Annotated in this window: 25 protein-coding genes and 1 tRNA gene; 12 read left to right on the top strand and 14 right to left on the bottom strand. The window is 60.8% G+C overall.

Features of this window, described 5'->3' with window-relative positions; genetic code table 11:
- Positions 1-12 precede the first annotated feature (12 nt).
- The gene (locus ACR0KM_RS16155; protein ID WP_480857364.1) at positions 13-858 is read right to left on the bottom strand and encodes an AAA family ATPase; all 846 of its coding nucleotides are present in this window, start codon (positions 856-858) and stop codon (positions 13-15) included.
- A gap of 371 nt (positions 859-1,229) precedes the next feature.
- Between ACR0KM_RS16155 and dksA the strand changes: the two genes are divergently transcribed.
- Both dksA and ACR0KM_RS16145 read left to right on the top strand, forming a co-directional pair.
- The gene (gene dksA / locus ACR0KM_RS16150; protein WP_170432517.1) at positions 1,230-1,652 is read left to right on the top strand and encodes an RNA polymerase-binding protein DksA; all 423 of its coding nucleotides are present in this window, start codon (positions 1,230-1,232) and stop codon (positions 1,650-1,652) included.
- Positions 1,653-1,723: 71 nt separating this feature from the next.
- Positions 1,724-2,875: an FAD-dependent oxidoreductase gene (locus ACR0KM_RS16145; RefSeq protein WP_480857365.1), complete on the top strand. Its 1,152-nt coding sequence runs from the start codon at positions 1,724-1,726 to the stop codon at positions 2,873-2,875.
- A 4-nt stretch (positions 2,876-2,879) separates the two neighbouring features.
- On the opposite strand, the gene xth is transcribed toward ACR0KM_RS16145, so the two are convergent.
- Complete coding sequence (gene xth, locus ACR0KM_RS16140) at positions 2,880-3,659, bottom strand: exodeoxyribonuclease III (RefSeq protein ID WP_480857367.1); 780 nt, start codon at positions 3,657-3,659, stop codon at positions 2,880-2,882.
- Between the two features lie 286 nt (positions 3,660-3,945).
- The gene (locus tag ACR0KM_RS16135) at positions 3,946-4,269 is read right to left on the bottom strand and encodes a HesB/IscA family protein (protein ID WP_480857368.1); all 324 of its coding nucleotides are present in this window, start codon (positions 4,267-4,269) and stop codon (positions 3,946-3,948) included.
- Positions 4,270-4,344: 75 nt separating this feature from the next.
- On the opposite strand from ACR0KM_RS16135, the gene ACR0KM_RS16130 reads away from it, so the two are divergent.
- The gene (locus ACR0KM_RS16130) at positions 4,345-5,502 is read left to right on the top strand and encodes a deoxyguanosinetriphosphate triphosphohydrolase (protein ID WP_480857370.1); all 1,158 of its coding nucleotides are present in this window, start codon (positions 4,345-4,347) and stop codon (positions 5,500-5,502) included.
- Here the strand turns inward: ACR0KM_RS16130 and ACR0KM_RS16125 are convergent.
- The gene (locus ACR0KM_RS16125; RefSeq protein WP_480857373.1) at positions 5,484-6,035 is read right to left on the bottom strand and encodes a putative pterin-binding protein; all 552 of its coding nucleotides are present in this window, start codon (positions 6,033-6,035) and stop codon (positions 5,484-5,486) included. The genes ACR0KM_RS16130 and ACR0KM_RS16125 overlap by 19 nt on opposite strands.
- Positions 6,036-6,167: 132 nt before the next feature.
- On the opposite strand from ACR0KM_RS16125, the gene argS reads away from it, so the two are divergent.
- From argS to ACR0KM_RS16095, 6 genes are all read left to right on the top strand, one after another.
- Positions 6,168-7,913 (top strand): arginine--tRNA ligase, encoded by a 1,746-nt coding sequence (gene argS / locus ACR0KM_RS16120; RefSeq protein ID WP_480857377.1) that lies wholly within the window; start codon positions 6,168-6,170, stop codon positions 7,911-7,913.
- Between the two features lie 88 nt (positions 7,914-8,001).
- Complete coding sequence (locus tag ACR0KM_RS16115; protein WP_480857379.1) at positions 8,002-9,039, top strand: SPOR domain-containing protein; 1,038 nt, start codon at positions 8,002-8,004, stop codon at positions 9,037-9,039.
- Positions 9,036-10,043: a beta-N-acetylhexosaminidase gene (gene nagZ / locus ACR0KM_RS16110; RefSeq protein WP_480857381.1), complete on the top strand. Its 1,008-nt coding sequence runs from the start codon at positions 9,036-9,038 to the stop codon at positions 10,041-10,043. The genes ACR0KM_RS16115 and nagZ overlap by 4 nt, the downstream gene beginning before the upstream one ends.
- Positions 10,033-10,827 (top strand): segregation and condensation protein A, encoded by a 795-nt coding sequence (locus ACR0KM_RS16105; RefSeq protein ID WP_480529576.1) that lies wholly within the window; start codon positions 10,033-10,035, stop codon positions 10,825-10,827. Before nagZ ends, ACR0KM_RS16105 begins: the two co-directional genes overlap by 11 nt.
- Positions 10,820-11,470, top strand: a complete 651-nt coding sequence (scpB, locus tag ACR0KM_RS16100) for an SMC-Scp complex subunit ScpB (protein WP_480857382.1) — start codon at positions 10,820-10,822, stop codon at positions 11,468-11,470. Before ACR0KM_RS16105 ends, scpB begins: the two co-directional genes overlap by 8 nt.
- Positions 11,471-11,535: 65 nt before the next feature.
- Complete coding sequence (locus ACR0KM_RS16095) at positions 11,536-11,712, top strand: hypothetical protein (RefSeq protein WP_480857384.1); 177 nt, start codon at positions 11,536-11,538, stop codon at positions 11,710-11,712.
- Positions 11,713-11,734: 22 nt separating this feature from the next.
- Here ACR0KM_RS16095 and ACR0KM_RS16090 read toward each other — a convergent pair whose 3' ends face one another.
- From ACR0KM_RS16090 to ACR0KM_RS16055, 8 genes are all read right to left on the bottom strand, one after another.
- Positions 11,735-12,814: a 2'-deoxycytidine 5'-triphosphate deaminase gene (locus tag ACR0KM_RS16090; protein ID WP_480857386.1), complete on the bottom strand. Its 1,080-nt coding sequence runs from the start codon at positions 12,812-12,814 to the stop codon at positions 11,735-11,737.
- Positions 12,815-12,875: 61 nt separating this feature from the next.
- A tRNA-Pro gene (locus ACR0KM_RS16085) sits at positions 12,876-12,952 on the bottom strand.
- Between the two features lie 61 nt (positions 12,953-13,013).
- Positions 13,014-13,586 carry a MerR family transcriptional regulator gene (locus ACR0KM_RS16080; protein ID WP_480857388.1) on the bottom strand — a complete coding sequence of 191 codons (573 nt, stop codon included), beginning with the start codon at positions 13,584-13,586 and terminating at the stop codon, positions 13,014-13,016.
- Between the two features lie 18 nt (positions 13,587-13,604).
- On the bottom strand, positions 13,605-13,907 hold the full coding sequence (gene ihfA, locus ACR0KM_RS16075; RefSeq protein ID WP_008755922.1) for an integration host factor subunit alpha: 303 nt from the start codon (positions 13,905-13,907) through the stop codon (positions 13,605-13,607).
- Between the two features lie 96 nt (positions 13,908-14,003).
- Complete coding sequence (locus tag ACR0KM_RS16070; protein ID WP_480857390.1) at positions 14,004-14,975, bottom strand: beta-ketoacyl-ACP synthase III; 972 nt, start codon at positions 14,973-14,975, stop codon at positions 14,004-14,006.
- A gap of 24 nt (positions 14,976-14,999) precedes the next feature.
- Positions 15,000-16,085, bottom strand: a complete 1,086-nt coding sequence (gene plsX, locus ACR0KM_RS16065; protein ID WP_480819739.1) for a phosphate acyltransferase PlsX — start codon at positions 16,083-16,085, stop codon at positions 15,000-15,002.
- A 24-nt stretch (positions 16,086-16,109) separates the two neighbouring features.
- On the bottom strand, positions 16,110-16,316 hold the full coding sequence (rpmF, locus tag ACR0KM_RS16060; protein WP_037316137.1) for a 50S ribosomal protein L32: 207 nt from the start codon (positions 16,314-16,316) through the stop codon (positions 16,110-16,112).
- Positions 16,317-16,521: 205 nt separating this feature from the next.
- Entirely contained in the window at positions 16,522-17,058 is a 537-nt protein-coding gene (locus ACR0KM_RS16055; protein ID WP_480819740.1) for a YceD family protein, read from the bottom strand.
- Positions 17,059-17,143: 85 nt separating this feature from the next.
- Here ACR0KM_RS16055 and ACR0KM_RS16050 point away from each other — a divergent pair, with 85 nt between their 5' ends.
- The 3 genes from ACR0KM_RS16050 to ACR0KM_RS16040 all read left to right on the top strand — a co-directional run bounded on the left by ACR0KM_RS16050 (position 17,144) and on the right by ACR0KM_RS16040 (position 20,327).
- Complete coding sequence (locus tag ACR0KM_RS16050; protein ID WP_480819741.1) at positions 17,144-17,620, top strand: outer membrane protein assembly factor BamE; 477 nt, start codon at positions 17,144-17,146, stop codon at positions 17,618-17,620.
- A 95-nt stretch (positions 17,621-17,715) separates the two neighbouring features.
- A complete protein-coding gene (locus ACR0KM_RS16045; RefSeq protein ID WP_480819742.1) occupies positions 17,716-18,450 on the top strand; it encodes a GNAT family N-acetyltransferase in 735 nt (244 codons plus the stop codon).
- A gap of 68 nt (positions 18,451-18,518) precedes the next feature.
- A complete protein-coding gene (locus ACR0KM_RS16040; protein ID WP_480857392.1) occupies positions 18,519-20,327 on the top strand; it encodes an ABC-F family ATP-binding cassette domain-containing protein in 1,809 nt (602 codons plus the stop codon).
- Between the two features lie 44 nt (positions 20,328-20,371).
- On the opposite strand, the gene ACR0KM_RS16035 is transcribed toward ACR0KM_RS16040, so the two are convergent.
- Positions 20,372-20,923, bottom strand: coding sequence for a sugar O-acetyltransferase (locus tag ACR0KM_RS16035; RefSeq protein WP_480819744.1), 552 nt, complete (start codon positions 20,921-20,923; stop codon positions 20,372-20,374).
- A 10-nt stretch (positions 20,924-20,933) separates the two neighbouring features.
- The gene (locus ACR0KM_RS16030) at positions 20,934-21,689 is read right to left on the bottom strand and encodes a 3-hydroxyacyl-CoA dehydrogenase (RefSeq protein WP_480857394.1); all 756 of its coding nucleotides are present in this window, start codon (positions 21,687-21,689) and stop codon (positions 20,934-20,936) included.
- Positions 21,690-21,829: the final 140 nt, after the last annotated feature.

The following is a 21,829-nucleotide window of genomic DNA, read 5'->3' as shown; positions in this document are numbered from 1 at the left end:
ATGTTCAGGGGATCAGCGTTTGCTGCGTGCCATAAAGGCAAGCCGTTCGAACAGATGCACGTCCTGTTCGTTCTTCAGCAGCGCACCGTGCAGCTTGGGCAGGGCATTGGCCCCGTCGCGTTTGAGGTCCTCGGACGTCAGGTCCTCGGCCAGCAGCAGCTTGAGCCAGTCCAGCACTTCCGAGGTGGATGGCTTTTTCTTCAGCCCCTGCGTCTCGCGGATTTCATAGAACTGGGTCAGCGCGGTGGTCAGCAGCGCATCCTTGATGCCGGGATGGTGCACTTCGACGATGCGGCGCATGGTGGCTTCGTCCGGAAAGCGGATGTAGTGGAAGAAACAGCGGCGCAGGAAAGCGTCGGGCAGTTCCTTTTCATTGTTTGAGGTGATGATGACGATAGGGCGGTGCTTGGCCCTGATCGTCTCGCCGGTCTCGTAAACGTGGAACTCCATCTTATCGAGTTCCTGCAGCAGATCGTTGGGAAACTCGATATCGGCCTTGTCGATCTCGTCAATCAGCAGAACAACCTTTTCGTCGGCTTCAAACGCCTGCCACAGCTTGCCCTTGCGGATGTAGTTGGACACGTCATGGACACGCTCGTCCCCCAGCTGGCTGTCGCGCAGGCGGCTGACCGCATCATATTCGTACAGACCCTGTTGCGCGCGGGTCGTGGATTTCACGTTCCACTCGATCATTGTCAGCCCCAGCGCGCCTGCCACCTGCTTGGCCAGTTCGGTCTTGCCGGTGCCGGGCTCGCCCTTGACCAGCAGCGGGCGTTCCAGCGTCACAGCAGCGTTCACGGCAATGGTCAGATCGTCGGTGGCGACATATTCAGCGGTGCCTTGGAAGCGTGCGGTCATGGAACCCTCATGTGCGTTGGTCGGTTGCAACCCGGGGTTACAGAGAGGCAGCATTTTTGACAAGCCGGATCGCTGCGTCGTGACGCCCGCGCTTTGCTGTGACCGAGGGCCTTGTGGCGTGATTCGTTGACGTCAGACTATGCCATGGGTTGCAGTGTGCCCGAAAATTGCCCGCTTAATTCCACAAAGAAAAAAGGTTTTGCTGTTATTGGTCTCATGTTTAGACATAGCCAGAGCAGCAGCGCCGGGGCGGGACAAGTTTGCATAGTGACATTCCCCGCGCGGTCGGATACACGCTCGACAGAAGGGGGTGCCGAATGTCTGGTGACACACATGCAACCGACGTTTCAGCCCATACTGAGGGAGCAGAAATGAAGCAGGAAGTTTTTCTGCCGGAGGATTACCGCCCGGCCGAAGATGAGCCGTTCATGAATGATCGTCAGCTTGAGTATTTTCGTCGCAAGCTGCTGGATTGGAAAAACGAACTTTTGGCAGGCAGCCGCGATACGATCGAAGGGCTGCAGGATAATACCCGCAACATTCCGGACGTTGCCGACCGCGCAAGCGAGGAAACGGACCGCGCGCTGGAACTGCGCACCCGCGATCGTCAGCGCAAGCTGGTGGCCAAGATCGACTCGGCCCTGCGCCGGATCGACGAAGGGGAATATGGGTATTGCGAAAAGACCGGCGATCCGATCTCGTTGAAACGTCTGGATGCGCGTCCGATCGCAACCATGACGCTGGAAGCGCAAGAGCGTCATGAGCGGCGCGAAAAGGTCCACCGCGACGATTGATCGCTGGACATCGACAGAAACATCAAACGCCGGGGTCTTCCACTCCGGCGTTTTTGCGTTATGGCGGTGGCATGAACATCAAGGGTTTGAAATTCTGCATCATCGGTGGTGGCATCGGCGGGTTGTCTGCCGCGCTTGCGCTGCGCCAGCGCGGAGCGCAGGTGACTGTGCTGGAACAGGCCCCCGAACTGTCCGAGGTCGGGGCCGGCCTTCAGATCAGCGCCAACGGCATGGTGGTTCTGCGCGCGCTGGGCGTGGTCGGTGAGGTGCCTGAGGGCGGTCAGCGCTCGGCCGGGACCGTATTGCGGGACTATCGCAAAGGGCGTGTGATCAGCCGGGTTGCCGGGCCTGAGGCGGGGACTACCTATTATTATCACCGGGCCGATTTGCTGGATCTGCTGCATCGCGCTGCTGAGCAGGCAGGGGTGAACATCCGCTTGGGTGCGCGCGTTGCAGAGGTCCGCAAACATCCCGGAGAGGCTGAGGTTGTTCTGGACTCAGGCGAACGGTTACGCGCCGAATGCGCAATCGCCGCTGATGGCGGTCGCAGCGCAATCCGCCCGCTGCTGAACGGTCCTGAAGCTCCGGAATTCACCCATCAGATCGCATGGCGCGCGACGGTTCCATGGTCAGATCGCTCGGACACACCGCGTGCCTCGCTGACGATGGGGCCGGGGCGCCACGTGGTCAGCTATCCGCTGCGCGAGCGAAGCCTGATGAACATCGTCGCCGTCGAGGAACGCTCGGACTGGCGCGAGGAGGGCTGGCGACGTCAAGGCGACCCCGACGATCTGCGCGCCCGCTTTGCAGATTTCGGAGGCCCGGTTGGCGATCTTCTCGGCCGCGTTGAGCGGGTCCATATTTGGGCGCTGTTCCTGCGTCCGGTGGCCGAATGCTGGCAGAACGGCCGTCTCGCCCTGTTGGGTGACGCGGCGCACCCAACGCTGCCGTTCATGGCGCAAGGCGCGTGTCTGGCGCTGGAAGACGCATGGGGTCTGATCCGCGCTTTCGAGGATCAGTCAGGTGTGAAACAAGCCCTTTCGGCATATGAGGCCAAGCGTCGTCCACGGGCCGAACAGGTGGTGGCTGCCGCAAATTCGAATGCACGGAATTTCCATCTGCGCGGCCCAATGCGTCTGGCGGCCCAAGCGGCCCTGACCGTGATCGGGCCGCGATTGTCGCGCAAATACGACTGGATTTACAGCTACGACGCGACCACGTGACCGATCAGAGATCCAGGTCCACCCAGACCGGCACATGATCCGAGGGTTTCTCCTGCCCGCGCACCTCTGCATCAATCCGACAATCCCTCATCAGATCTGCGGCTTGCGGCGTCAGCAGGAAGTGGTCGATCCGAATGCCGTCATTACGGTTCCAGGCTCCGGCCTGATAGTCCCAGAAAGAATAGTGACCTGGGCCTTGTGTGCGGGCGCGAAATGCCTCGGTGAAGCCAAGATTCAGGATTTTCCGAAATGCTGCGCGACTTTCTGGGCGAAACAAAGCATCCTCGCGCCACGCCTCGGGCCGTTTGGCATCCTCGGCCTGCGGGATAATGTTGTAGTCACCCGCCATCAGCGCAGGTTCTTCCGAAGCCAAGAGCTCGCGCGCGCGGTCATACAGGCGCTCCATCCAAGAAAGCTTATAGTCGTATTTCGGTCCCGGTACCGGGTTTCCGTTCGGCAGATAAAGGCCACATATCCTGAGCGCCTGCTTGCCGACCACAGTCGCCTCGATCCAGCGCGCCTGCTCGTCCTCATCATCGCCGGGCAGCCCGCGCGTCACATCTTCCAGAGGCAGTTTTGACAGGATCGCCACACCATTGAAGCTCTTCTGCCCGTGTGTTTCGACGTTGTAACCGCGTTCTTCGAATATCTCGTGCGGGAAGTTGTCGTCCACCGATTTGATTTCCTGCAGCAGCACGACATCGGGATGCGCATCATCGAGCCAACGTGGCAGAGCCTCGGCCCGCGCTTTGATGCCGTTTATGTTGAACGTGGCGATTTTCATGCGCGATCCTCCGAGAGCCTTATGGCAACCTATCGCGCAGAACCGTGCCGACGGCAAGTCGAGAGGCTGGAAGCGAGGGGCCAGCCCCTCGCGCTCCCCGGGATATTTTTGGCCAGATGAAGCAACGGATTCTTAATAAATTTCCCCGATTGTGTTCGAGCGGTACAGGCGGGGACGCCGATGACCGCGCCAGGTGAAGTTCTCTGGCCTTCGGGTCAGAGAGCGGATCCCTCTTCATCTGGCTGAAAATATCCTGGGGGTGTGGGGGCAAAGCCCCCACGTGCATTCACATCGAAAACGATGTGCCACAGCCGCAGGATGAGGTGGCGTTCGGGTTTTCGATCACAAACCGAGCTCCGATCAGTTCCTGCGTGAAATCGATTACCGCATTTTCCAGAAACGGCAACGAGATTGCGTCGACGATCACCTTTTCGCCTTTGCCCTCAAGGATCAGGTCGTCCTCTTTTGGCGTATCCAATGCGATTTCGTATTGAAAACCAGAGCATCCGCCACCTTCCACGGCAACACGCAGGGCCTGACCTTGATCCGAAGCGCCGATTTCAGCCAAACGGTCGAAGGCGCGATCTGTGACGGTTGGGGGCAGATTCATGCCGGTCTCCAAAGGTTTATTTCCTCAGCGCAGTGCAATATATGCAACCTTAAGACAGGCGACAAGGACAAGACATTGGAGCGAGCGGGTTTTGCCTCGGATCCGGGCCGCGCAAGGGGGCGGCTGGTGCCCGAGGAAGAGAGCAGTTTCCGGTCATGCTTTCAGCGCGACCGCGACAGGATCATCCATGCAAGCGCGTTTCGGCGGCTCAAGCACAAAACGCAGGTGTTTGTTGAGCATGAGGGTGACAGCTATCGCACGCGACTGACCCATTCCATCGAAGTGGCGCAGGTGGCACGGACGATCGCGGGTGCGCTGGGTCTGAACGCAGAGCTGACCGAGGCGGTGGCGTTGGCGCATGATCTGGGGCACACACCCTTCGGGCATACCGGCGAAGATGCGCTGCATGCCCTGATGGAGCCTTATGGCGGTTTCGACCATAATGCGCAGGCCATACGCATCGTGACCAAGCTGGAACGTCATTATGCCGAGTTCGATGGCTGCAACCTGACCTGGGAATGTCTGGAAGGCATCGCCAAGCACAATGGCCCCGTGGTCGGGGCATTGCCCTGGGCGTTGGCCGAGTGCAATCAGAGCTTTGATCTGGAGCTTCATACCCATGCCAGCGCCGAGGCACAGGTGGCCGCGCTGTCGGACGATATCGCTTACAATAACCATGACCTGTTCGACGGCTTGCGCGCAGGGTTGTTCAGCGACGCGGACATTCAGCAATTGCCGATCATTGATGCCTGTTTTGCCGCAGTGGACGCGAAGTATCCGGGGCTCGACCCGTATCGCAGGCGGCATGAGGCACTGCGGCGCGTCTTTGGTGTTATGGTCTCGGACGTGATTGACACGTCCCGCGACCTGATCGCCGCCTCAGGCGCGCGTTCGGTCGAGGATATAAGGCATCTGGGCTATCCGGTCATACAGTTCTCGGGCGGGCTTTGGGCGCAGCTCAAGGAAATCCGTGCTTTTCTGTTCTCACGTATGTATCGCGCACCCAGCGTGATGCAGGTGCGTGCCAAGGTCAGCAAGGTGGTCGAGGACCTGTTCCCGATTTACATGGGTGATCCCAAGCAAATGCCCGGTCACTGGCATGACGACATCGAAGCCGCCAGAGATGAGACAGCGCTGGCCAGGATCGTGTCAGACTATATCGCGGGCATGACCGACAGGTTTGCACTGCAGGATCATGCCCGGCTTACCGGGGATCACTCGATCGCGATATAGGCGATGGCCCAGACTTGTTGGCCAGCCTGTGTCTGAGCGAGATCCGCGTCCGCGGTGGGGGGAAAAACGATCATCGTAGGGCCATAGCCACCGATGCCCATCGGCGCACCATCCGCGTGGGTGGCGACGATGGGTTGGTGGGTCTCGATGCTCTGCCACGGGATCTCGGCCTGATAGCCGTCCAGCGCCATGGGCAGGGCCGATTTGCCTTCGGCCCCGGCCATGGCCATCACCGCAGACAGCAACGGGCCCGAGAAAGCATAGTCGCGTTGCTTGTCGGGTGGGCCGTATGGAATGGTGATCTCGATCTGTGGGAGCCCGTCGAGCATGGCAGCGTCAAAGCCTGCCGCACCGTCATGCGTGACTTCGAGATAGCCCAGCAACCCGCCATCATCCGCGCCGCGCGCGGGCAGGTTGGTTTCACCGACAGCACCGCCCAGCGTCAGGATGACATGGCCTTCGGGGGCGGGCATTTCGGCCCAGGCGGGCAGGGCGGTGCTGAGAAGCAGGGCAAGGGGCAGGGCGCGGCGCATGGCGGTCTCCGGTTGGTGCGGTTTGGCCCGAGACTATCCGGACTGCGCGCCAAACCAAGCGCAAATATTAGGCGTCCATTGACCTTGGCGCTTTGCGTGGTAAACCCCGCGGCAAGCAAAAGGACATTCGAAATGAACCTGTTTTCCGAGATCCGCGGTCTGGTGCTGGACGCGCTGGCGCAGATGCAATCCGAAGGCGCGCTGCCCGAAGGATTGAGTTTTGACAACGTGGCGGTTGAGCCGCCGCGCGATGCCGCGCATGGCGACATGGCGACCAATGCGGCGATGGTGCTGGCGAAGCCGGCGAAGATGAAGCCGCGCGACATCGCGGACGCGCTGGCCGGGAAACTGGCGGCGGATGAGCGTATCACCAGCGCCGAGGTCGCCGGGCCGGGATTCCTGAACCTGCGTCTTGCGCCGTCTGTCTGGCAGGGTGTTCTGGCAGCGGTGCTGGAGAAGGGCACCGACTATGGCCGCTCGACCATGGGTCATGGGCAGAAGGTCAACGTGGAATATGTCTCGGCCAACCCGACCGGCCCTCTGCATGTGGGCCATACGCGGGGCGCGGTGTTTGGGGACGCTCTGGCGAGTTTGCTGGCCTATTCCGGCCATGACGTGACGCGCGAATACTACATCAACGACGGTGGCGCACAGGTGGATGTGCTGGCGCGGTCCGCTTATGAGCGGTATCGCGAGGCCAACGGGCTGAGCCCAGAGATTGCCGAAGGTCTCTATCCCGGCGACTACCTGATCCCGATCGGCGAGGCGCTGAAAGAGAAATACGGCGACAGCCTGATCGACAAACCCGAAAGCGAATGGCTGGAAGACCTCCGCAACTTCGCCACCGACGCGATGATGGACCTGATCCGCGCCGACCTGAAGGCGCTGGGCGTCGAGATGGATGTGTTCTTCTCGGAAAAATCGCTCTATGGCACGGGCCGGATTGAGGCTGCGCTGCAGTCGCTGACCGACAAGGGCCTGATCTATGAAGGCGTGCTGGAGCCGCCCAAAGGCAAGAAGCCCGAGGATTGGGAGCCGCGCGAGCAGACCCTTTTCAAATCGACCGAGCATGGAGATGACGTCGATCGCCCGGTCAAGAAATCGGATGGCGCCTGGACCTATTTCGCCCCGGATATCGCCTATCACTATGACAAGGTGAGCCGTGGCTTTGATGCGCTGATCGACGTGTTTGGCGCGGACCATGGCGGCTATGTCAAACGGATGAAAGCCGCCGTTTCGGCGCTGTCGGATGGCAAGGTGTCGCTGGATATCAAGCTGACCCAGTTGGTGAAGCTGTGGAAGAACGGCGAGCCGTTCAAGATGTCCAAACGGGCCGGCAACTTTGTCACCCTGCGCGATGTGGTTGATCAGGTTGGCCCTGATGTGACCCGCTTCGTCATGCTGACGCGCAAGAACGACGCGCCGCTGGATTTCGATTTCGACAAGGTGCTTGAACAAAGCCGCGAGAACCCCGTGTTCTACGTCCAATACGCCCATGCCCGCGTCATGAGTGTGCTGCGCCGCGCGGCCGAGGCTGGGATCGCCGCCGACGACGCAGCGCTTGGCAAGGCTGATCTGAGCAAGAACGACCATGCCTCAGAGCTGACCGTGGCCAAGAAACTGGCCGAATGGCCACGTCTGGTTGAGATCGCGGCCCGCACCAACGAACCGCACCGCGTTGCCTTTTATCTCTATGAATTGGCAGGGGATTTCCATGCGCTGTGGAACAAGGGCAACGACGAAACCCAGTTGCGTTTCATCCAGGATGGCGATGTTGCCACAAGCCAATCGAAAATCGCATTGGCCCGCGCTGTTTCTGTTGTGATTTCAGCGGGCTTGGGTATTCTTGGCGTTACTCCGGCGCAGGAGATGCGGTAAGAAATATCGCCCGAACCGCCGGTCCGAGGTAGGCAAGAAATGACCCGCGCGCCAATTTTTAAGGCGCGAAACGGGCGGTGAGGCGAATATGGCACGTTACGATTACTCGGGGCAGGCAAGTCCCGAGCAGATGCATTATCCGAATCATGCGCAGGATGCGTATGACTACCCTGATGACAGCGATTACTATGAACAGCCGCCGCGCGCGGGTGGTGGGCTGGGCCGTGCTCTCAACGTTCTTGGGGCCGTTGCCTCTTTGGCGCTGGTCGCGGGCGTCGGCATCTGGGGCTATAAGCTGGTGATGCGGGATGTCAGTGGTGTTCCGGTTGTGCGTGCCGCCGAAGGACCGATGCGGATTCAGCCCGAGAATCCGGGTGGAACGCCTGCGGATCATCAGGGTCTTGCAGTTAACGCGGTGGCGGCGGTTGGCACAGCGGCCCCCCCGGCGGATCGCCTCATTCTTGCACCGCGCCCGGTATCGCTGACCGATGAAGATACGCCGATGGCTGCGCTTGAGCCAAGCAATGCGGTGCAGGTGACCCAAGCGCCCGCTACCGATCAGGCCATTGTAACCGCTCTGGCCGAGGGGCTTGCCGCCGAGAACGCCCCGGAGCAAGGGCAGGAAGAGGGTATTCAGCTTGCGGCGCTGGTCACACCGGAAGAAGAGCCTGCGATTGATCCTGCTGACTATGCGGCTCAGCAACCTGACCCAAAAATAGCGGCATTGCCCGGCGTGCGCCGGTCGCTGCGTCCAAATGTGCGCCCGGCGCGTGCGACGCCCAGTTCGATCTCGTCAAGCAGCGCGACTGAGGCGGCCATCAACGCTGCCGTGAAGGCTGCCGTTGGTCTGGATGTGGATCCAAATGCGCTGCCCAAAGGGACGCGGCTGGCGCAGCTGGGGGCCTATGAAAGCTCTGACGTGGCCCAAGCGGAATGGGCGCGCCTGAATGGCCGATTTGGTGAGTATATGAATGGAAAACAGCGTGTTATCCAGAAAACCTCAAGCGGAGGCCGGACCTTTTATCGCCTGCGTGTTATGGGGTTTGATGATCTGAGCGACTCGCGCCAGTTCTGTGCTGCGCTGGTGGCCCAGGGCGCTGACTGTATCCCGGTCGCCGTCCGGTGAGCTTTGGCGCGGTCATCACAGATGCCGAAGGGCTGCGCCTGACGCCAGATGAGAAAGCCCTGTTCAAAGAGATGAACCCGTTCGGGTTCATTTTGTTTGCCCGCAACATCGAAACCGCCGATCAGACCCGCGCCCTGTGCGAGGATTTTCGCGAGGCTGTGGGGCGTAGGTGCCTGATCACTGTCGATCAGGAAGGGGGCCGGGTACAGCGTCTGCGAGCGCCTTTGGCCCGCGAGTGGATGCCGCCGCTGGATCATGTCGCCCGCGCCGGGGATCAGGCGGAACGAGCGATGTATCTACGCTATCGCCTGATCGCGCATGAATTGCTGGGGTTGGGGATCGACAGCAACTGTGCTCCCATGGTCGATCTGGCCCGCGACGATACCCATGCGTTTCTGAAGAACCGCTGCTATGGATCTGATCCGAAACAGGTTTCCGCGATTGGACGCGCCGTTGCGCAAGGTCATCTTGACGGAGGCCTGCTGCCGGTTGTCAAACACATGCCCGGCCACGGCCTGTCGACACTCGACAGTCATCACGACCTGCCGCGTGTGGATTTGCCGTTGGAAACGCTGGACGAGGCGGATTTTGCCCCGTTTCGTGCGCTGAATGATCTGCCGATGGGGATGACGGCGCATCTGGTCTACGATCAGATTGACCGGCAACCCGCAACGATTTCGACCGCGATGATGGCGCTGATCCGCGAGCGTATTGGCTTTGATGGGTTGATCATGACCGACGATATCTCGATGAAGGCGCTCAGCGGGACGCCTGCCGACCTAACCCGTCAGGCGTTGGCTGCCGGCTGTGACGTGGTTTTGCACTGCAATGGCACCTTCGCGGACCGCGCTCGGGTGCTGGATGCCGCCGGTCAGATGTCTGATGCGGCACAAGCCCGCGCAGATCGCGCGCTGGCGATGCGTCAGCCACCGCAGGAACTTGACATCCAGGCCGCCGAGGCGGAACTATCTGCCCTAATGGGCGGGCAGGTATATGCAGGATAACCTTTTCAGCGAAGATCCGGTCTCGGTCGCGGATCGGCTTGCCGCCGAGGCGTTGATCGTCGATGTGGACGGGTTCGAAGGCCCGCTGGACGTGCTGCTGACCCTGTCGCGGACGCAGAAGGTAGACCTGCGCAAGATCTCGGTGCTGGCGCTGGCGCAGCAATACCTGACCTTTGTCGAAAAGGCGCGGCAACTACGGATTGAGCTGGCCGCCGACTATCTGGTCATGGCGGCGTGGCTGGCCTTTCTCAAGTCCCGCCTGTTGCTGCCGCCCGACCCCGATGACGAAGGCCCCTCGGGCGAGGAACTGGCGGCGCATCTCGCGTTCCAGCTGGAACGCCTGCAGGCCATGCGCGATGCCGCTGCACGACTGATGGCACGCGATCAGCTGGGTCGTGATTTCTTCAAACGCGGGCAGGGCGAAGATGTCACCCGCATCCGCACCGTGACCTATTCCGCGACCCTGCTGGACCTGATGCAGGGCTATGCGCGCATCCGCACGCGCGACGAATTCCGCCCCTTTGTGATGGACCGCGACGCCGTTTTCACGATGGAACAGGCGCTGGAGCGAATGCGGCCTTTGATCGGGTTTGCCGGCGCTTGGACGGATATGGAAACCTATCTGCCCGACGGCTGGGACGCCGATCCGGTGCGGCGCAGGTCCGCCACGGCGGCGACCTTTGCGGCCTCGCTGGAACTGGTGAAAGAAGGACATATGGAGATCAAGCAGAGCGAGACCTTTGCCCCGATCCATCTGCGCAAGAGGACCGAAACCCGTGACTGACGCCCCCGAAGAAACCGGCACCCTGTTCGAAGCGCCTCCATTGGCCGAGCAAGAGCGTATGGTCGAAGCGGTCCTCTTCGCCAGCGCAGAGCCAGTGACGATCGCCGATCTTGAGGCGCGGATGCCGCATGGTAGCACGGCTGCGCAAGCTGTTGAATCGCTTCAGAAACGATACGAAGGACGCGGTGTGCGTGTGGTGCGCGTGGGCGAGGCCTGGGCGATCCGCACGGCTCCTGATCTGGGCTTTCTGATGCAGAAGGAAACCGTCGAGACCCGCAAGCTGAGCCGGGCCGCGATCGAGACGCTCGCCATCGTCGCCTATCATCAGCCCTGCACCCGAGCCGAGATTGAGGAAATTCGCGGCGTGTCCGTCTCACGCGGGACCATCGACCAGTTGCTTGAGATGGAGTGGATCCGGCTGGGCCGCCGTCGCATGACGCCGGGCCGTCCGGTGACTTTCGTCGTCACGCCTGAGTTTCTGGATCATTTCGGGTTGGAAAACGCCCGCGACCTGCCGGGTTTGAAAGAGTTGCGTGCGGCCGGGCTGTTGGAAAATAGGCCTCCGCCCGGAGCGGTGCCGCTGGGGGAAGGGCAAGAGGACACCGAGGATGATGATCAGACAGAGCTGTTCGAGGAAGAGTGATCGAACGGCCCTTTTGTTAACGCTTAAAGACGCTATTTTGAGGTCTGCAGTATGGAGTCTAAGGAATGAACGTAAACCGTATCATTGATATGATCGTCCGGCAGGTCATGCGCCGTATCGTCAATCACGGCGTGAACAAAGGCTTTGACGCGGCCGGTCAGTTGGGGCGCAAAGCCAGCGGTGGCCGTGCTGCAAAAGCGTCATCGCAGATGGCGCACGATCGGGATCGCGACCGGAAATAGGATATCCGGCGAATCCGCCAGATCAGCCTATCGCCTTGAAATGCTTCGAAAGTTTCAGGCCCTGACCCTGATAGTTCGAGGCAATGCCAGCGCCATATAGCTGCGTTGGCATCTCGGCCATTTTTTCATAGACCAAGCGCCCGACGACCTGTCCGTGCTCTAGCACGAAGGGCGCTTCGTGACAGCGTACTTCCAGCACGCCGCGTGAACCGGCTCCACCGGCCTCGGCATGACCGAAGCCGGGGTCAAAGAAACCAGCATAGTGCACCCGGAACTCGCCTACCATAGCCAGATAGGGGGCCATTTCGGCGGCATACATAGGCGGGATGTGGACCGCTTCGCGGCTGACGAGAATGTAAAACGCGCCGGGATCCAGAATGATGCGTCCGTCCTTCGTGTGCACCTCTTCCCAGTATTCCTGCGGATCGTATTCCCCGATCCGGTCCAGATCGATCACGCCGGTGTGGGGCTTGGCGCGATAGCCGACCAGATCGGTGTCCGGCAGTTGCAGGTCAACCGAAAAGCCCAACCCGTCCTGAATGACGGCCGGCCCGTCTACCAAAGGTGTCTGGCCATGCAGCGCGGTCAGTTCTGTGTCACTCAGCACCGCCTGACCCTTGCGGAAACGGATCTGGTTCAGGCGCATCCCCGGACGCACCAGAACCGAAAACGACCGCGGGCAAATCTCAGCGTAAAGCGGGCCGGTATAGCCTGCGGGGACGCGGTCGAACTCGGTCCCGCCATCGGTGATGGTGCGGGTCAGCAGGTCCAGCCGCCCGGTCGAGCTTTTGGCATTGGCCACCGCGCTCACGTCATCGGGCAGGGCCAGTGATTCCATCAGCGGCACCAGATAGACGCAGCCTTTTTCCAGAACCGCGCCGTCGGTGATGTCGATGCGGTGCATCTCAAACTCGGCCAGACGGTCGGAAACCGAGCGCCCTTCACCCGCCAGAAACGAGGCGCGCACGCGATAAGCCACTGTTCCCAAACGCAGATCAAGACTGGCCGGTTGCACCTGAGCGGGGATCACATCCGGGCTGGCGGTGATCTCGCCACGCGCAATCATCGCCTCAAGCTGCTGGTTTGGGCAAACACCTGTCATCTCGATCCCCTCTGCTGCCAGAGCGGGATCTGGCCTATGTGCCATAAACGTCGGTGTGATTTGGTCGGGCTAGCAGGACTCGAACCTGCGACCTTCCGTCCCCCAGACGGACGCGCTACCAGGCTGCGCCATAGCCCGACGTTGAGGTGTTCATAAAGACTTTCCCGGCAGGGGCAAGAGGAAATCATCGCCTTTTTTGCTATCCTGCCGCGTGGTGTTCGACCCGGTCCAGCCACCGGCGCAAGTCCTTGGCGATGGGTGCGATCTGATGCAGCAGGGCATCGTCATACTCGTCCCGATTCCAGGCCAGAGAGGCGATTCCCCCCATCAACGGGGCCGCATCAACCTCATCCAGTTGCCGCGGCGGTTCCGGGGAAGTTGCAACAGGGGACTGGACGGGCTCGCCCAGATCCATGTTGATCTGATCCGCGGGCTCTGCCGGCTTGGCGGTGAAGGGGACAACGGTGCTGTCGGCGACAGTCTCGGGCGTGTCGTCGTCCAGCGCAGGGGACAGCGACGCCACATGCGCCACGCCTTGCTCGCGCAGGATGCGCTGAACACCTTTGATGGTGATCCCGTCTTCGTGCAGCAATTTCTTGATGCCGCCCAGCAGGCGCATGTCGTTGGGGCGGTAATACCGCCGCCCTCCGGCCCGTTTGACGGGCTTCACCTGCGTGAACTTGCTTTCCCAGAATCGCAGCACATGAGCCTGCACTCCGAGCCAATCCGCAACTTCACTGATGGTGCGAAATGCGTCGGGGGACTTACTCATAACACGGACGTCCTGAACTTACTTGCGGTTCCCGGCTGCGACGCGATCCTTCATCAGGTGCGACGGGCGGAAGGTCAGCACGCGGCGCGGCTGAATCGGTACTTCTTCGCCGGTTTTGGGGTTGCGACCGATACGGGCGGTTTTGTCCCGAACGCTGAAGGTCCCGAAAGACGAAATCTTGACCTGCTCGCCACGCACCAGCGCGTCGGACATATGGTTCAATACGCTTTCGACCAATTGCGCGCTTTCATTGCGTGACAGGCCAACCTCGCGGAAGACAGCCTCGCTCAGATCCATTCGGGTCAGTGTTTTGTCGCCCATGCTTTTTCCCCTGTTGATGGGCAAGCATATGGCGATGCAAAATTCGCTGTCAATATCAATGAATTGCGGGCGGCTTTGTAAGCCGGATTGTGCCGGTTACCAGCGTAGGGCAACCGCGCCCCAGGCCAGACCTCCGCCGATTGCCTCGGTCACGATCAGGTCGCCTTGCTTGATCTGCCCGCGCTCTTTGCCAACGGACAGGGCCAGTGGGATCGACGCAGCCGAAGTGTTGCCGTGGTCCTGAACGGTGACGACGACGTTGTCCATCGGCAGGCCCATCTTCTTGGCGGTGCCCTGAATGATGCGGATATTAGCCTGATGCGGCACGATCCAGTCGACATCATCGCAGGTCAGCCCGGCGCGTTCCAGCGCGACCTCGGCGGTGCGGGCCAGCTTCTCGACCGCGTGGCGGAAGACCTGATTGCCCTGCATCCGCAGGTGCCCGGTGGATTGGGTCGAAACCCCGCCATCCACATAGAGCAGATCCTTGTAGCGCCCGTCCGAGTTCAGATCGGTCGCCAGAATGCCGCGATCGTCGGGCGTGCCTTTGCCGTCCTGTTCTTCCAACACTAACGCGCCCGCGCCATCGCCAAACAGCACACAGGTTGACCGGTCGGTCCAGTCCATGATTCGCGAGAATGTCTCGGCCCCGATCACCAGCACGCGCTTGGCCTGACCTGACAGGATTAGCGCGTTGGCGTTGCTGAGCGCAAAGACGAACCCGGCGCAGACGGCCTGCACATCGAAGGCAAAGCCTTTCGTCATGCCCAGTCGGGCCTGCACCATGGTTGCGGCAGAGGGGAAGGTCAGGTCGGCGGTCGAGGTCGCCAGCACGATGGCGTCGATATCATCAGCGGTCAGCCCGGCGTCGGCCAATGCGGCTTCGGCTGCCTTGGTGGCCAGATCGGATGTGGTTTCATCCTCAGCGGCGAAGTGGCGACGCTCGATTCCGGATCGGCTGCGAATCCACTCGTCCGTGGTATCCAGCGTTTTTTCGAATTCCGCGTTCGGCACAACGCGTTCCGGTAAATAATGCCCGACACCTACAACAACTGAACGGCCTGCCATACTGGGGTACTGCCTTTTTTGTTATTATTCCGATTGAGACACGGAATGGGCCGCATCTTGTGCAAGCGCGGCTGTTGATGCAACCCGTGCTGCCAATTTTTCCGAGAAACCGGATTCGGCCAGCGTAAAGGCCAGTTTGACCGCTGCCGAAACGCCGGTCGCGTCGGCGCCGCCATGGGATTTGACCACGGTGCCGTTGAGACCCAGAAAGACGCCGCCGTTGACCTGACGCGGATCGATCCGTTTCTTCAGACGGTTCAGCGATGTGATCGCAAGGACCGAGGCCAGACGCGAGAGCGGAGAATACTTGAATGCCTGGCGCAGAAGGTCTCCGATCAGGTTGGCGGTGCCTTCGCCGGTTTTGATCGCGACATTGCCGGTGAAACCGTCCGTGACGATCACATCGGCCTTATCGCCGGGAATGTCGCTGCCTTCGACAAAGCCCACAAATTCGAAATTCGCCTGATCGGCGAAGTCCGAGATCATGGCATGGGCCTCTTTCAACTCGGCCCGGCCTTTGTGTTCCTCGGTGCCGACATTCAGCAACCCGATGCGCGGACGGCCAAGCGCCATACCGTTGCGCGCATAAGAGGCCCCCATCAGCGCGTATTGCAGCAGGTCCTTGGCGTCGGCGCGCACGTCTGCACCCACGTCCAGCATTACGTTGAACCCCTGCGGATTGCGCGAGGGCCACAGGATCGCAATTGCAGGGCGGTTGACGCCGGGCAGCTTGCGCAGCCGCAGCATCGACATCGCCATCAACGCGCCCGTATTGCCGCACGACACCGCGCCGTGGGCTTCACCCGCGCGTACCGCTTCCAGCGCCGACCACATCGAGGTGTTCTTGCCGCTGCGCACCACCTGGCTGGGTTTGTCATCCATCGTGACCACGTCGGGGCAATCACGAAAAACGACGCGCCCGTCAAGGACACGCCGTTTGGCAACCAGCTTGCGCAATTCCTGTTCCTGACCGTGCAGGATGAACCCGATATTGGGGTTCTTGTCCGCAGATTTGGCAATGCCCGCCACAACGACGGCAGGGCCCGAATCTCCGCCCATAGCGTCAACCGAGATGGTGATCCGTCCGGTCTGCGTGGGCTGATCCGTCATGCCTTGGCCTGCGTCCAATCAGGCTTAGGCCGCGTCTTCGTCCAGGTCGATTTCGTCGGCCTGAGCGACGACTTCACGGTCATCATAGTGGCCGCAGGACGCGCAGACGTGGTGCGGGCGCTTCAGCTCACCGCAGTTTGCGCATTCGTTCGGGTTTGCAGCAACCAGAGCGTCATGTGCGCGGCGATTGTTGCGGCGCGACTTGGAAACTTTGTTCTGTTGGACGGCCATGGTCTCAACCTTTGTCTGATATGGGCCAGCAGATTCGCCGCCAGCCGGGTTACGTTCTTCGTTTTCTCGTGGTTTGACGCGCGTTTAAGGGGCTTGCCCCGCAATGTCCAACCCAAAATCCAATGAGCGCGCGAAAATACTGCGATTCTCGGCATGTTCAAGCGGTTTTTCTGGCCGCCTGCTATGACAGGAAATCAGCCCCCTGTCACTCGTCTTTTTTCAGCGCATCGCGCAGTCCGGCCAGACCGGCGAAGGGCTTCACATCCTCGTCCGTCAGGGCCTGTTTGCCCGGCTCGGTATAGTCCGCCTGACCCAGTTCGGCCCCGTCCTTGCGGGGGTATTGGGGCAGGGCCAGCGACAGCGCCTCGGCCATGATCTGCGCGGGGTCGATCTCGGCGCCCAAAGGCTCGGTCTCGTCGCCTTCGGGGATTTCGAACTCGGGTTCGTCCGGGTCGGTCCAGTCGGCGAGAAACACACGGGTCACAGGGGTGTCGATGCGTGTGGTGACCGGTTCCAGCGTGACAACGCAGGGTTGGATCACCGTCGCGCCCAGTTTGGCGTCCAGCACCCAGTCACGTTTGCCTTGTGCCCGCAACGCCCCCACAAAGCTCAGTTTGCGCAGGCCGAGCAGGCCAAGTTCCAGTTTGATCGCCTCGAGCGCCTCGCCGGTCGGGCGCAGTTCAAAGGGCGTCGGCGCGTTTTGCGGCAGGTCGGCGACGCGCAAAGATGTCGGGTTGCTCATTCGTGAGTCTTTCCTGTGTTGAACCGGGGCTGCGGTTTGATGTAATCGGATAGGGTCCGCAACGGACCAACGCAAGAGGGTGCGCATGTTGAAGGGTGTGAACAGGTTGAAACCAGCGTCGAAAACGCTTGTCTTTGTGGCCTGTCTGGCAGTCGCAGGCGCATGTTCGCCGATCTTCAAGAATCACGGCTATGTGCCGCCGCCAGAGGATCTGGCCAAGATCACGGTCGGTGTCGACACCCGCGAAACCGTCGAAGAGACCATCGGAGCACCCAGTTCTGCCGGTGTGGTCCGGGATTCAGGCTATTACTATGTCGCCTCGCGCATCCGCACCTCTGGCCCCAGACGGCCCGAGGTCGTCTCACGCGAATTGGTGGCCATCAGTTTTGATCAGCGAGGGGTCGTGCGCAATATCGAACGGTTCGGGCTGGAAGACGGATATGTCGTCGTGCTGGATCGTCGCGTGACGGATTCGAACGTCGAAGACAAAGGGTTCCTGCGCCAGCTGCTTGGAAACATTGGCAACTTCAACCCGGCAAACCTGCCGGGACTTGGCGGCTAAATCGTTCGGCGCGCTTGCATTGGTCACGCCTCAGTTACACGTATTGTGTTAGAGGCAACGCGAACGTGAACCCATCAGCAAGCGCGGGGGCGGCGATGACAGATTTACTGAACAAAGGCCGCTATCGCGCCCGGCTGGCCGCGAGCGAACAGGATGTGGCGTCCGCACAGGCGCTGCGGACGCTGTCCTTTGGCACGAACCAGCCGGATCGCGATGCCCATGACGTGCACTGCGCGCATGTGCTGGTCGAAGATATTCAGGCGGCGGGTCGGTTGGTTTGCTGCTTTCGGATGCTGACAATGCAGGATGGTGCCGAGATCGGGCGTAGCTATTCAGCGCAGTTCTACGATCTTTCGTCATTGCAGGGCTTTCCGGGCCGCATGGTCGAGATGGGCCGCTTCTGCGTCCATCCCGAGTTGAGCGATCCGGATATTCTGCGCGTCGCATGGGGTGCGATGACGGCCTATGTGGACCAGAACGAGATCGAGATGTTGTTTGGCTGTTCGTCCTTCGCAGGGACCGAGACGGATGAGTATCTGGATGCCTTTGCCGTTCTCAAGCACCGCCATCTGGCCCCCAAACGCTGGTTGCCGCGGGTGAAGGCGCCGGATGTGTTCCGTTTTGCGGCACGGCTGCGCCGTCGCCCGGACGTGAAAAAAGCGATGCTGCGGATGCCGCCGCTGCTGCGAACCTATCTGTTGATGGGTGGCTGGGTCAGCGATCATGCGGTTGTGGATCGGCATATGAACACGCTGCATGTGTTTACCGGGCTTGAGATCGGGGCGATTCCCGCCGAACGCAAACGTCTGTTGCGGGCGGTGGCCGGATGATTTGAGTATTTATGAAAAGGTGAAGCAGGGGCGTTGACGCCTTGTGTCCACCGGTTTAGCTGGCGGGCATGGCGAGAATTCCTTTGTTGCAGATGTCCGGCATTTCCCTGACCTTCGGGGGCGATCCGGTGTTTTCCGATCTTGATCTGGTGGTTCAACCCGGCGACCGCGTGGCGCTGGTGGGGCGGAACGGATCGGGCAAGTCGACCCTGATGAAAGTGATGGCTGGTCTGGTCGAGGCCGATCAGGGGGATATCGTGATCCCGCCTGGAAAATCAGTCGGTTACATGGAGCAGGACCCGGGAATGGAGGGGTTCGCGACGCTGGGTGACTATGCCTCAAGCGGATTGGATCCGGGGGAACTGTATAAGGTCGAGCGCGCCGGCGAGGGGTTGAAATTCGACCCCGAACGCGCGGTCGAAACCGCCTCGGGCGGCGAGCGACGGCGCGCGGCGTTGGCCAAACTGATGGCCGAAGCACCGGATCTGATGCTGTTGGATGAACCGACCAACCACCTGGATATCGAAGCGATTGCGTGGTTGGAGCGCGAGTTGGGCGCGACGCGGGCGGCTTATGTTCTGATTTCGCACGACCGGGCTTTTTTGCGCGCGCTGACGCGGGCGACCTTGTGGATCGATCGCGGCACCGTGCGGCGGCAGGAGCAGGGGTTCGAGGCCTTTGAGGGTTGGCGCGACAAGGTCTGGGAGGACGAAGATCAGCAACGCCACAAGCTGAACCGTCTGATCAAGTCCGAGGCGCGGTGGGCCGTCGAAGGCATCAGTGCGCGGCGCAAGCGCAATCAGGGCCGGGTGCGCGCCCTGCAGGCGCTGAGGGCCGAGAAGGCGGCACAGATCAAACGTCAGGGTTCGGCTGCTATGACGTTGGAGTCCGGACCAAAATCTGGACGTAAGGTGATTGAGGCCAAGGGTGTGACCAAGGCGTTTGACGCGCAGCAGATCGTCAGGAATTTCGATCTGCTGGTTCAGCGCGGGGATCGTGTGGCCTTTGTCGGGCCTAACGGGGTGGGCAAAACCACGTTGCTGAAAATGCTGCTGGGTCAGGTGGAGCCGGATGAGGGCAGCGTCTCGCTGGGCACCAACCTTGAAATTGCGGTGTTCGATCAGGCGCGCGCGCAGTTGGACCCGGAAATGACGTTGTGGGACAGCCTGACAGGCGATCCCGAAATGCGGGTTTCGGGCAAGGCCGATCAGGTGATGGTCGGCGGTCAGCCCAAGCATGTAGTGGGGTATCTCAAGGAGTTTCTGTTCGACGATGCGCAAGCAAGGGCGGCTGTTAAGTCCTTGTCTGGTGGGGAAAAAGCGCGATTGCTGTTGGCGAAGCTGATGGCGAAGTCATCGAACCTGTTGGTGCTGGACGAACCGACAAACGATCTGGATGTCGAAACGCTGGACCTGCTGCAGGAATTGCTGGACGACTATGACGGGACCGTTCTGCTTGTCAGCCATGACAGGGATTTTTTGGACCGTGTGGCCACGACGACCATCGCGATGGAGGGCAACGGGCGCGCCACCGTTTATGCCGGAGGCTGGTCCGATTATGTCGCCCAGCGTGGCGATGTTTCTGAGAAAAAAGAAGATAAAACAAAGCTTTCAAAGCCGAAGGTGAAGCAAGAGACGAAGCCCAAAACGGGGCTGTCATTCTCGGAAAAACACCGGCTTGAGAAACTGCCAGCCGAGATTGCGCGGCTTGAGGCCGAGATTGCCAAGCTGGAAGACCTAATGTCCGATCCCCAGCTCTTCACGCGCGAACCGATTAAGTTCCAGAAGGCCACTGAAGCTTTGGTTGAGCGGCAGGAAAAACTGTCGGCGGCGGAGGAGGAATGGCTGATGCTGGAAGAGAAAGCCGAAGCAGAATAACGCGATGTATAAGGCTTTTGCGCTGAAATGACCTCAAACCGGTCTTAACGCGGTTCGATCGAACGGGCTGGATTGCCAACGACCAGTTCACCGGGGGGCACTGGTTTCGTCACAACGCTACCTGCACCTATGATTGCGCGGTCGCCGATGGAAACACCCGGCAGGACGATGGCGCCACCTCCGATCCAGACGTTTTCGCCTATGCTCACCGGGCGGGCGATTTCGAGGCCTTGGGCGCGCTGCGTCGGGTCCTTGGCGTGCTCGGCGCAGTAGATTTGCACGTTGGGGCCCAGCATCGTACCGCTCCCGATCCATACCGGGGCACTGTCCAAAATGGTGCAGCCTGCGTTGAGGTAGACCCGGTCGCCCAATGAGAGATTAATGCCATAGGCGCAGTGAAACGGGGCTTCGATGAAACAGTCTTGCCCGAGCGCGGCGAACAGTGTGGCCAATTCGGGCGCAACGCCGCCGCGTTCATCCGGGGGACAGGTGTTATGGGCATGAACAGCGCGGCGCGCGGTTTGGCGCATGCGTTCCAGTTCCGGGTCAAGGCAGGTGTACCACGCCCCATCCGCCATTTTCTGTCGTTCGCTCATGCCTGCAGAATTAGCGCATCCGCAGGGCGCCGTCGATGCGGATGACCTCTCCGTTCAGATAGCCCATCTCGACGATGAACCCGGCCAGCCGTCCGTATTCGCGCGGGTCACCCAGACGGGGTGGGTTGGGGACGTCAGCGGCCAGTTGCGCCCGTACCTCGTCCGGCAGGCCGGCCAGCATCGGGGTCATGAAGATGCCCGGGGCGATGGTCATCACGCGGATGCCCGTCGATGCCAGGTCGCGAGCCATCGGTAGCGTCATTCCAACAACACCGCCTTTCGAGGCCGCATAAGCCGCCTGGCCTTTTTGCCCATCGAAGGCCGCAATGGATGCGGTATTGATGATCACACCCCGCGCGCCATCGGGTTCGGGATCGTTCTTGGCCATCTCAGCGGCGGCAAGGCGTGCGACGTTGAAACTGCCAACCAGATTAATGTCGATGGTACGTTGAAAAGCGTCGAGGGGGTGCGGGCCGTCACGGCCAACTGTCTTGGCTCCTATGGCGATACCGGCGCAGTTCACGGCGGCGGTGATTTTGCCCATCGACTGGACAGCCTGCTGGATGGCTGCCGCAACAGACGCCTCGTCTGTGACATCGGTTTGCACGAAATGCCCGCCGATTTCGGCTGCGATTTGCGGGCCGCGCACGGTATCGCGGTCGAAGATCGTCACCCGCGCACCTTGTTCGGCGAAATGTCGGGCGGTGGCCTCGCCCAGACCCGATGCGCCGCCGGTGATCACGGCGGCGGTGGTGGATAGCTGCATCGTCGGTACCTCCCGGGTATATGAACAGATGTTCAATAACCGGATCGAACGGCGGATGTCTACTGTTTTAAGCCTGCGAAAAGGCTCGGACTGAGAGTTCACGCATGGGTCTCTGTTTCGTGAATGAACAGTTTACCCAA

The sequence above is a fragment of the Ruegeria sp. G10 genome (assembly GCF_056533645.1).
The sequence above is the reverse complement of the archived record's forward strand: the minus strand, read 5'-3'. Positions and strand labels throughout refer to the sequence as shown.

Excerpts from the sequence above, each read along its gene's own strand:
- ACR0KM_RS16070 (WP_480857390.1), bottom strand. The coding sequence starts at position 14,975 with ATGGCAGGCCGTTCAGTTGTTGTAGGTGTCGGGCATTATTTACCGGAA.
- ACR0KM_RS16155 (WP_480857364.1), bottom strand. The coding sequence starts at position 858 with ATGACCGCACGCTTCCAAGGCACCGCTGAATATGTCGCCACCGACGAT.
- ACR0KM_RS16105 (WP_480529576.1), top strand. The coding sequence starts at position 10,033 with ATGCAGGATAACCTTTTCAGCGAAGATCCGGTCTCGGTCGCGGATCGG.
- plsX (WP_480819739.1), bottom strand. The coding sequence starts at position 16,085 with ATGACGGATCAGCCCACGCAGACCGGACGGATCACCATCTCGGTTGAC.
- ACR0KM_RS16125 (WP_480857373.1), bottom strand. The coding sequence starts at position 6,035 with ATGCGCCGCGCCCTGCCCCTTGCCCTGCTTCTCAGCACCGCCCTGCCC.
- ACR0KM_RS16035 (WP_480819744.1), bottom strand. The coding sequence starts at position 20,923 with ATGAGCGAACGACAGAAAATGGCGGATGGGGCGTGGTACACCTGCCTT.
- ACR0KM_RS16040 (WP_480857392.1), top strand. The coding sequence starts at position 18,519 with ATGGCGAGAATTCCTTTGTTGCAGATGTCCGGCATTTCCCTGACCTTC.
- ihfA (WP_008755922.1), bottom strand. The coding sequence starts at position 13,907 with ATGGGCGACAAAACACTGACCCGAATGGATCTGAGCGAGGCTGTCTTC.
- ACR0KM_RS16095 (WP_480857384.1), top strand. The coding sequence starts at position 11,536 with ATGAACGTAAACCGTATCATTGATATGATCGTCCGGCAGGTCATGCGC.
- ACR0KM_RS16145 (WP_480857365.1), top strand. The coding sequence starts at position 1,724 with ATGAACATCAAGGGTTTGAAATTCTGCATCATCGGTGGTGGCATCGGC.
- ACR0KM_RS16080 (WP_480857388.1), bottom strand. The coding sequence starts at position 13,586 with ATGAGTAAGTCCCCCGACGCATTTCGCACCATCAGTGAAGTTGCGGAT.
- ACR0KM_RS16055 (WP_480819740.1), bottom strand. The coding sequence starts at position 17,058 with ATGAGCAACCCGACATCTTTGCGCGTCGCCGACCTGCCGCAAAACGCG.
- ACR0KM_RS16115 (WP_480857379.1), top strand. The coding sequence starts at position 8,002 with ATGGCACGTTACGATTACTCGGGGCAGGCAAGTCCCGAGCAGATGCAT.
- dksA (WP_170432517.1), top strand. The coding sequence starts at position 1,230 with ATGAAGCAGGAAGTTTTTCTGCCGGAGGATTACCGCCCGGCCGAAGAT.
- ACR0KM_RS16045 (WP_480819742.1), top strand. The coding sequence starts at position 17,716 with ATGACAGATTTACTGAACAAAGGCCGCTATCGCGCCCGGCTGGCCGCG.
- argS (WP_480857377.1), top strand. The coding sequence starts at position 6,168 with ATGAACCTGTTTTCCGAGATCCGCGGTCTGGTGCTGGACGCGCTGGCG.
- ACR0KM_RS16030 (WP_480857394.1), bottom strand. The coding sequence starts at position 21,689 with ATGCAGCTATCCACCACCGCCGCCGTGATCACCGGCGGCGCATCGGGT.
- rpmF (WP_037316137.1), bottom strand. The coding sequence starts at position 16,316 with ATGGCCGTCCAACAGAACAAAGTTTCCAAGTCGCGCCGCAACAATCGC.
- ACR0KM_RS16135 (WP_480857368.1), bottom strand. The coding sequence starts at position 4,269 with ATGAATCTGCCCCCAACCGTCACAGATCGCGCCTTCGACCGTTTGGCT.
- ACR0KM_RS16090 (WP_480857386.1), bottom strand. The coding sequence starts at position 12,814 with ATGACAGGTGTTTGCCCAAACCAGCAGCTTGAGGCGATGATTGCGCGT.
- xth (WP_480857367.1), bottom strand. The coding sequence starts at position 3,659 with ATGAAAATCGCCACGTTCAACATAAACGGCATCAAAGCGCGGGCCGAG.
- ACR0KM_RS16050 (WP_480819741.1), top strand. The coding sequence starts at position 17,144 with ATGTTGAAGGGTGTGAACAGGTTGAAACCAGCGTCGAAAACGCTTGTC.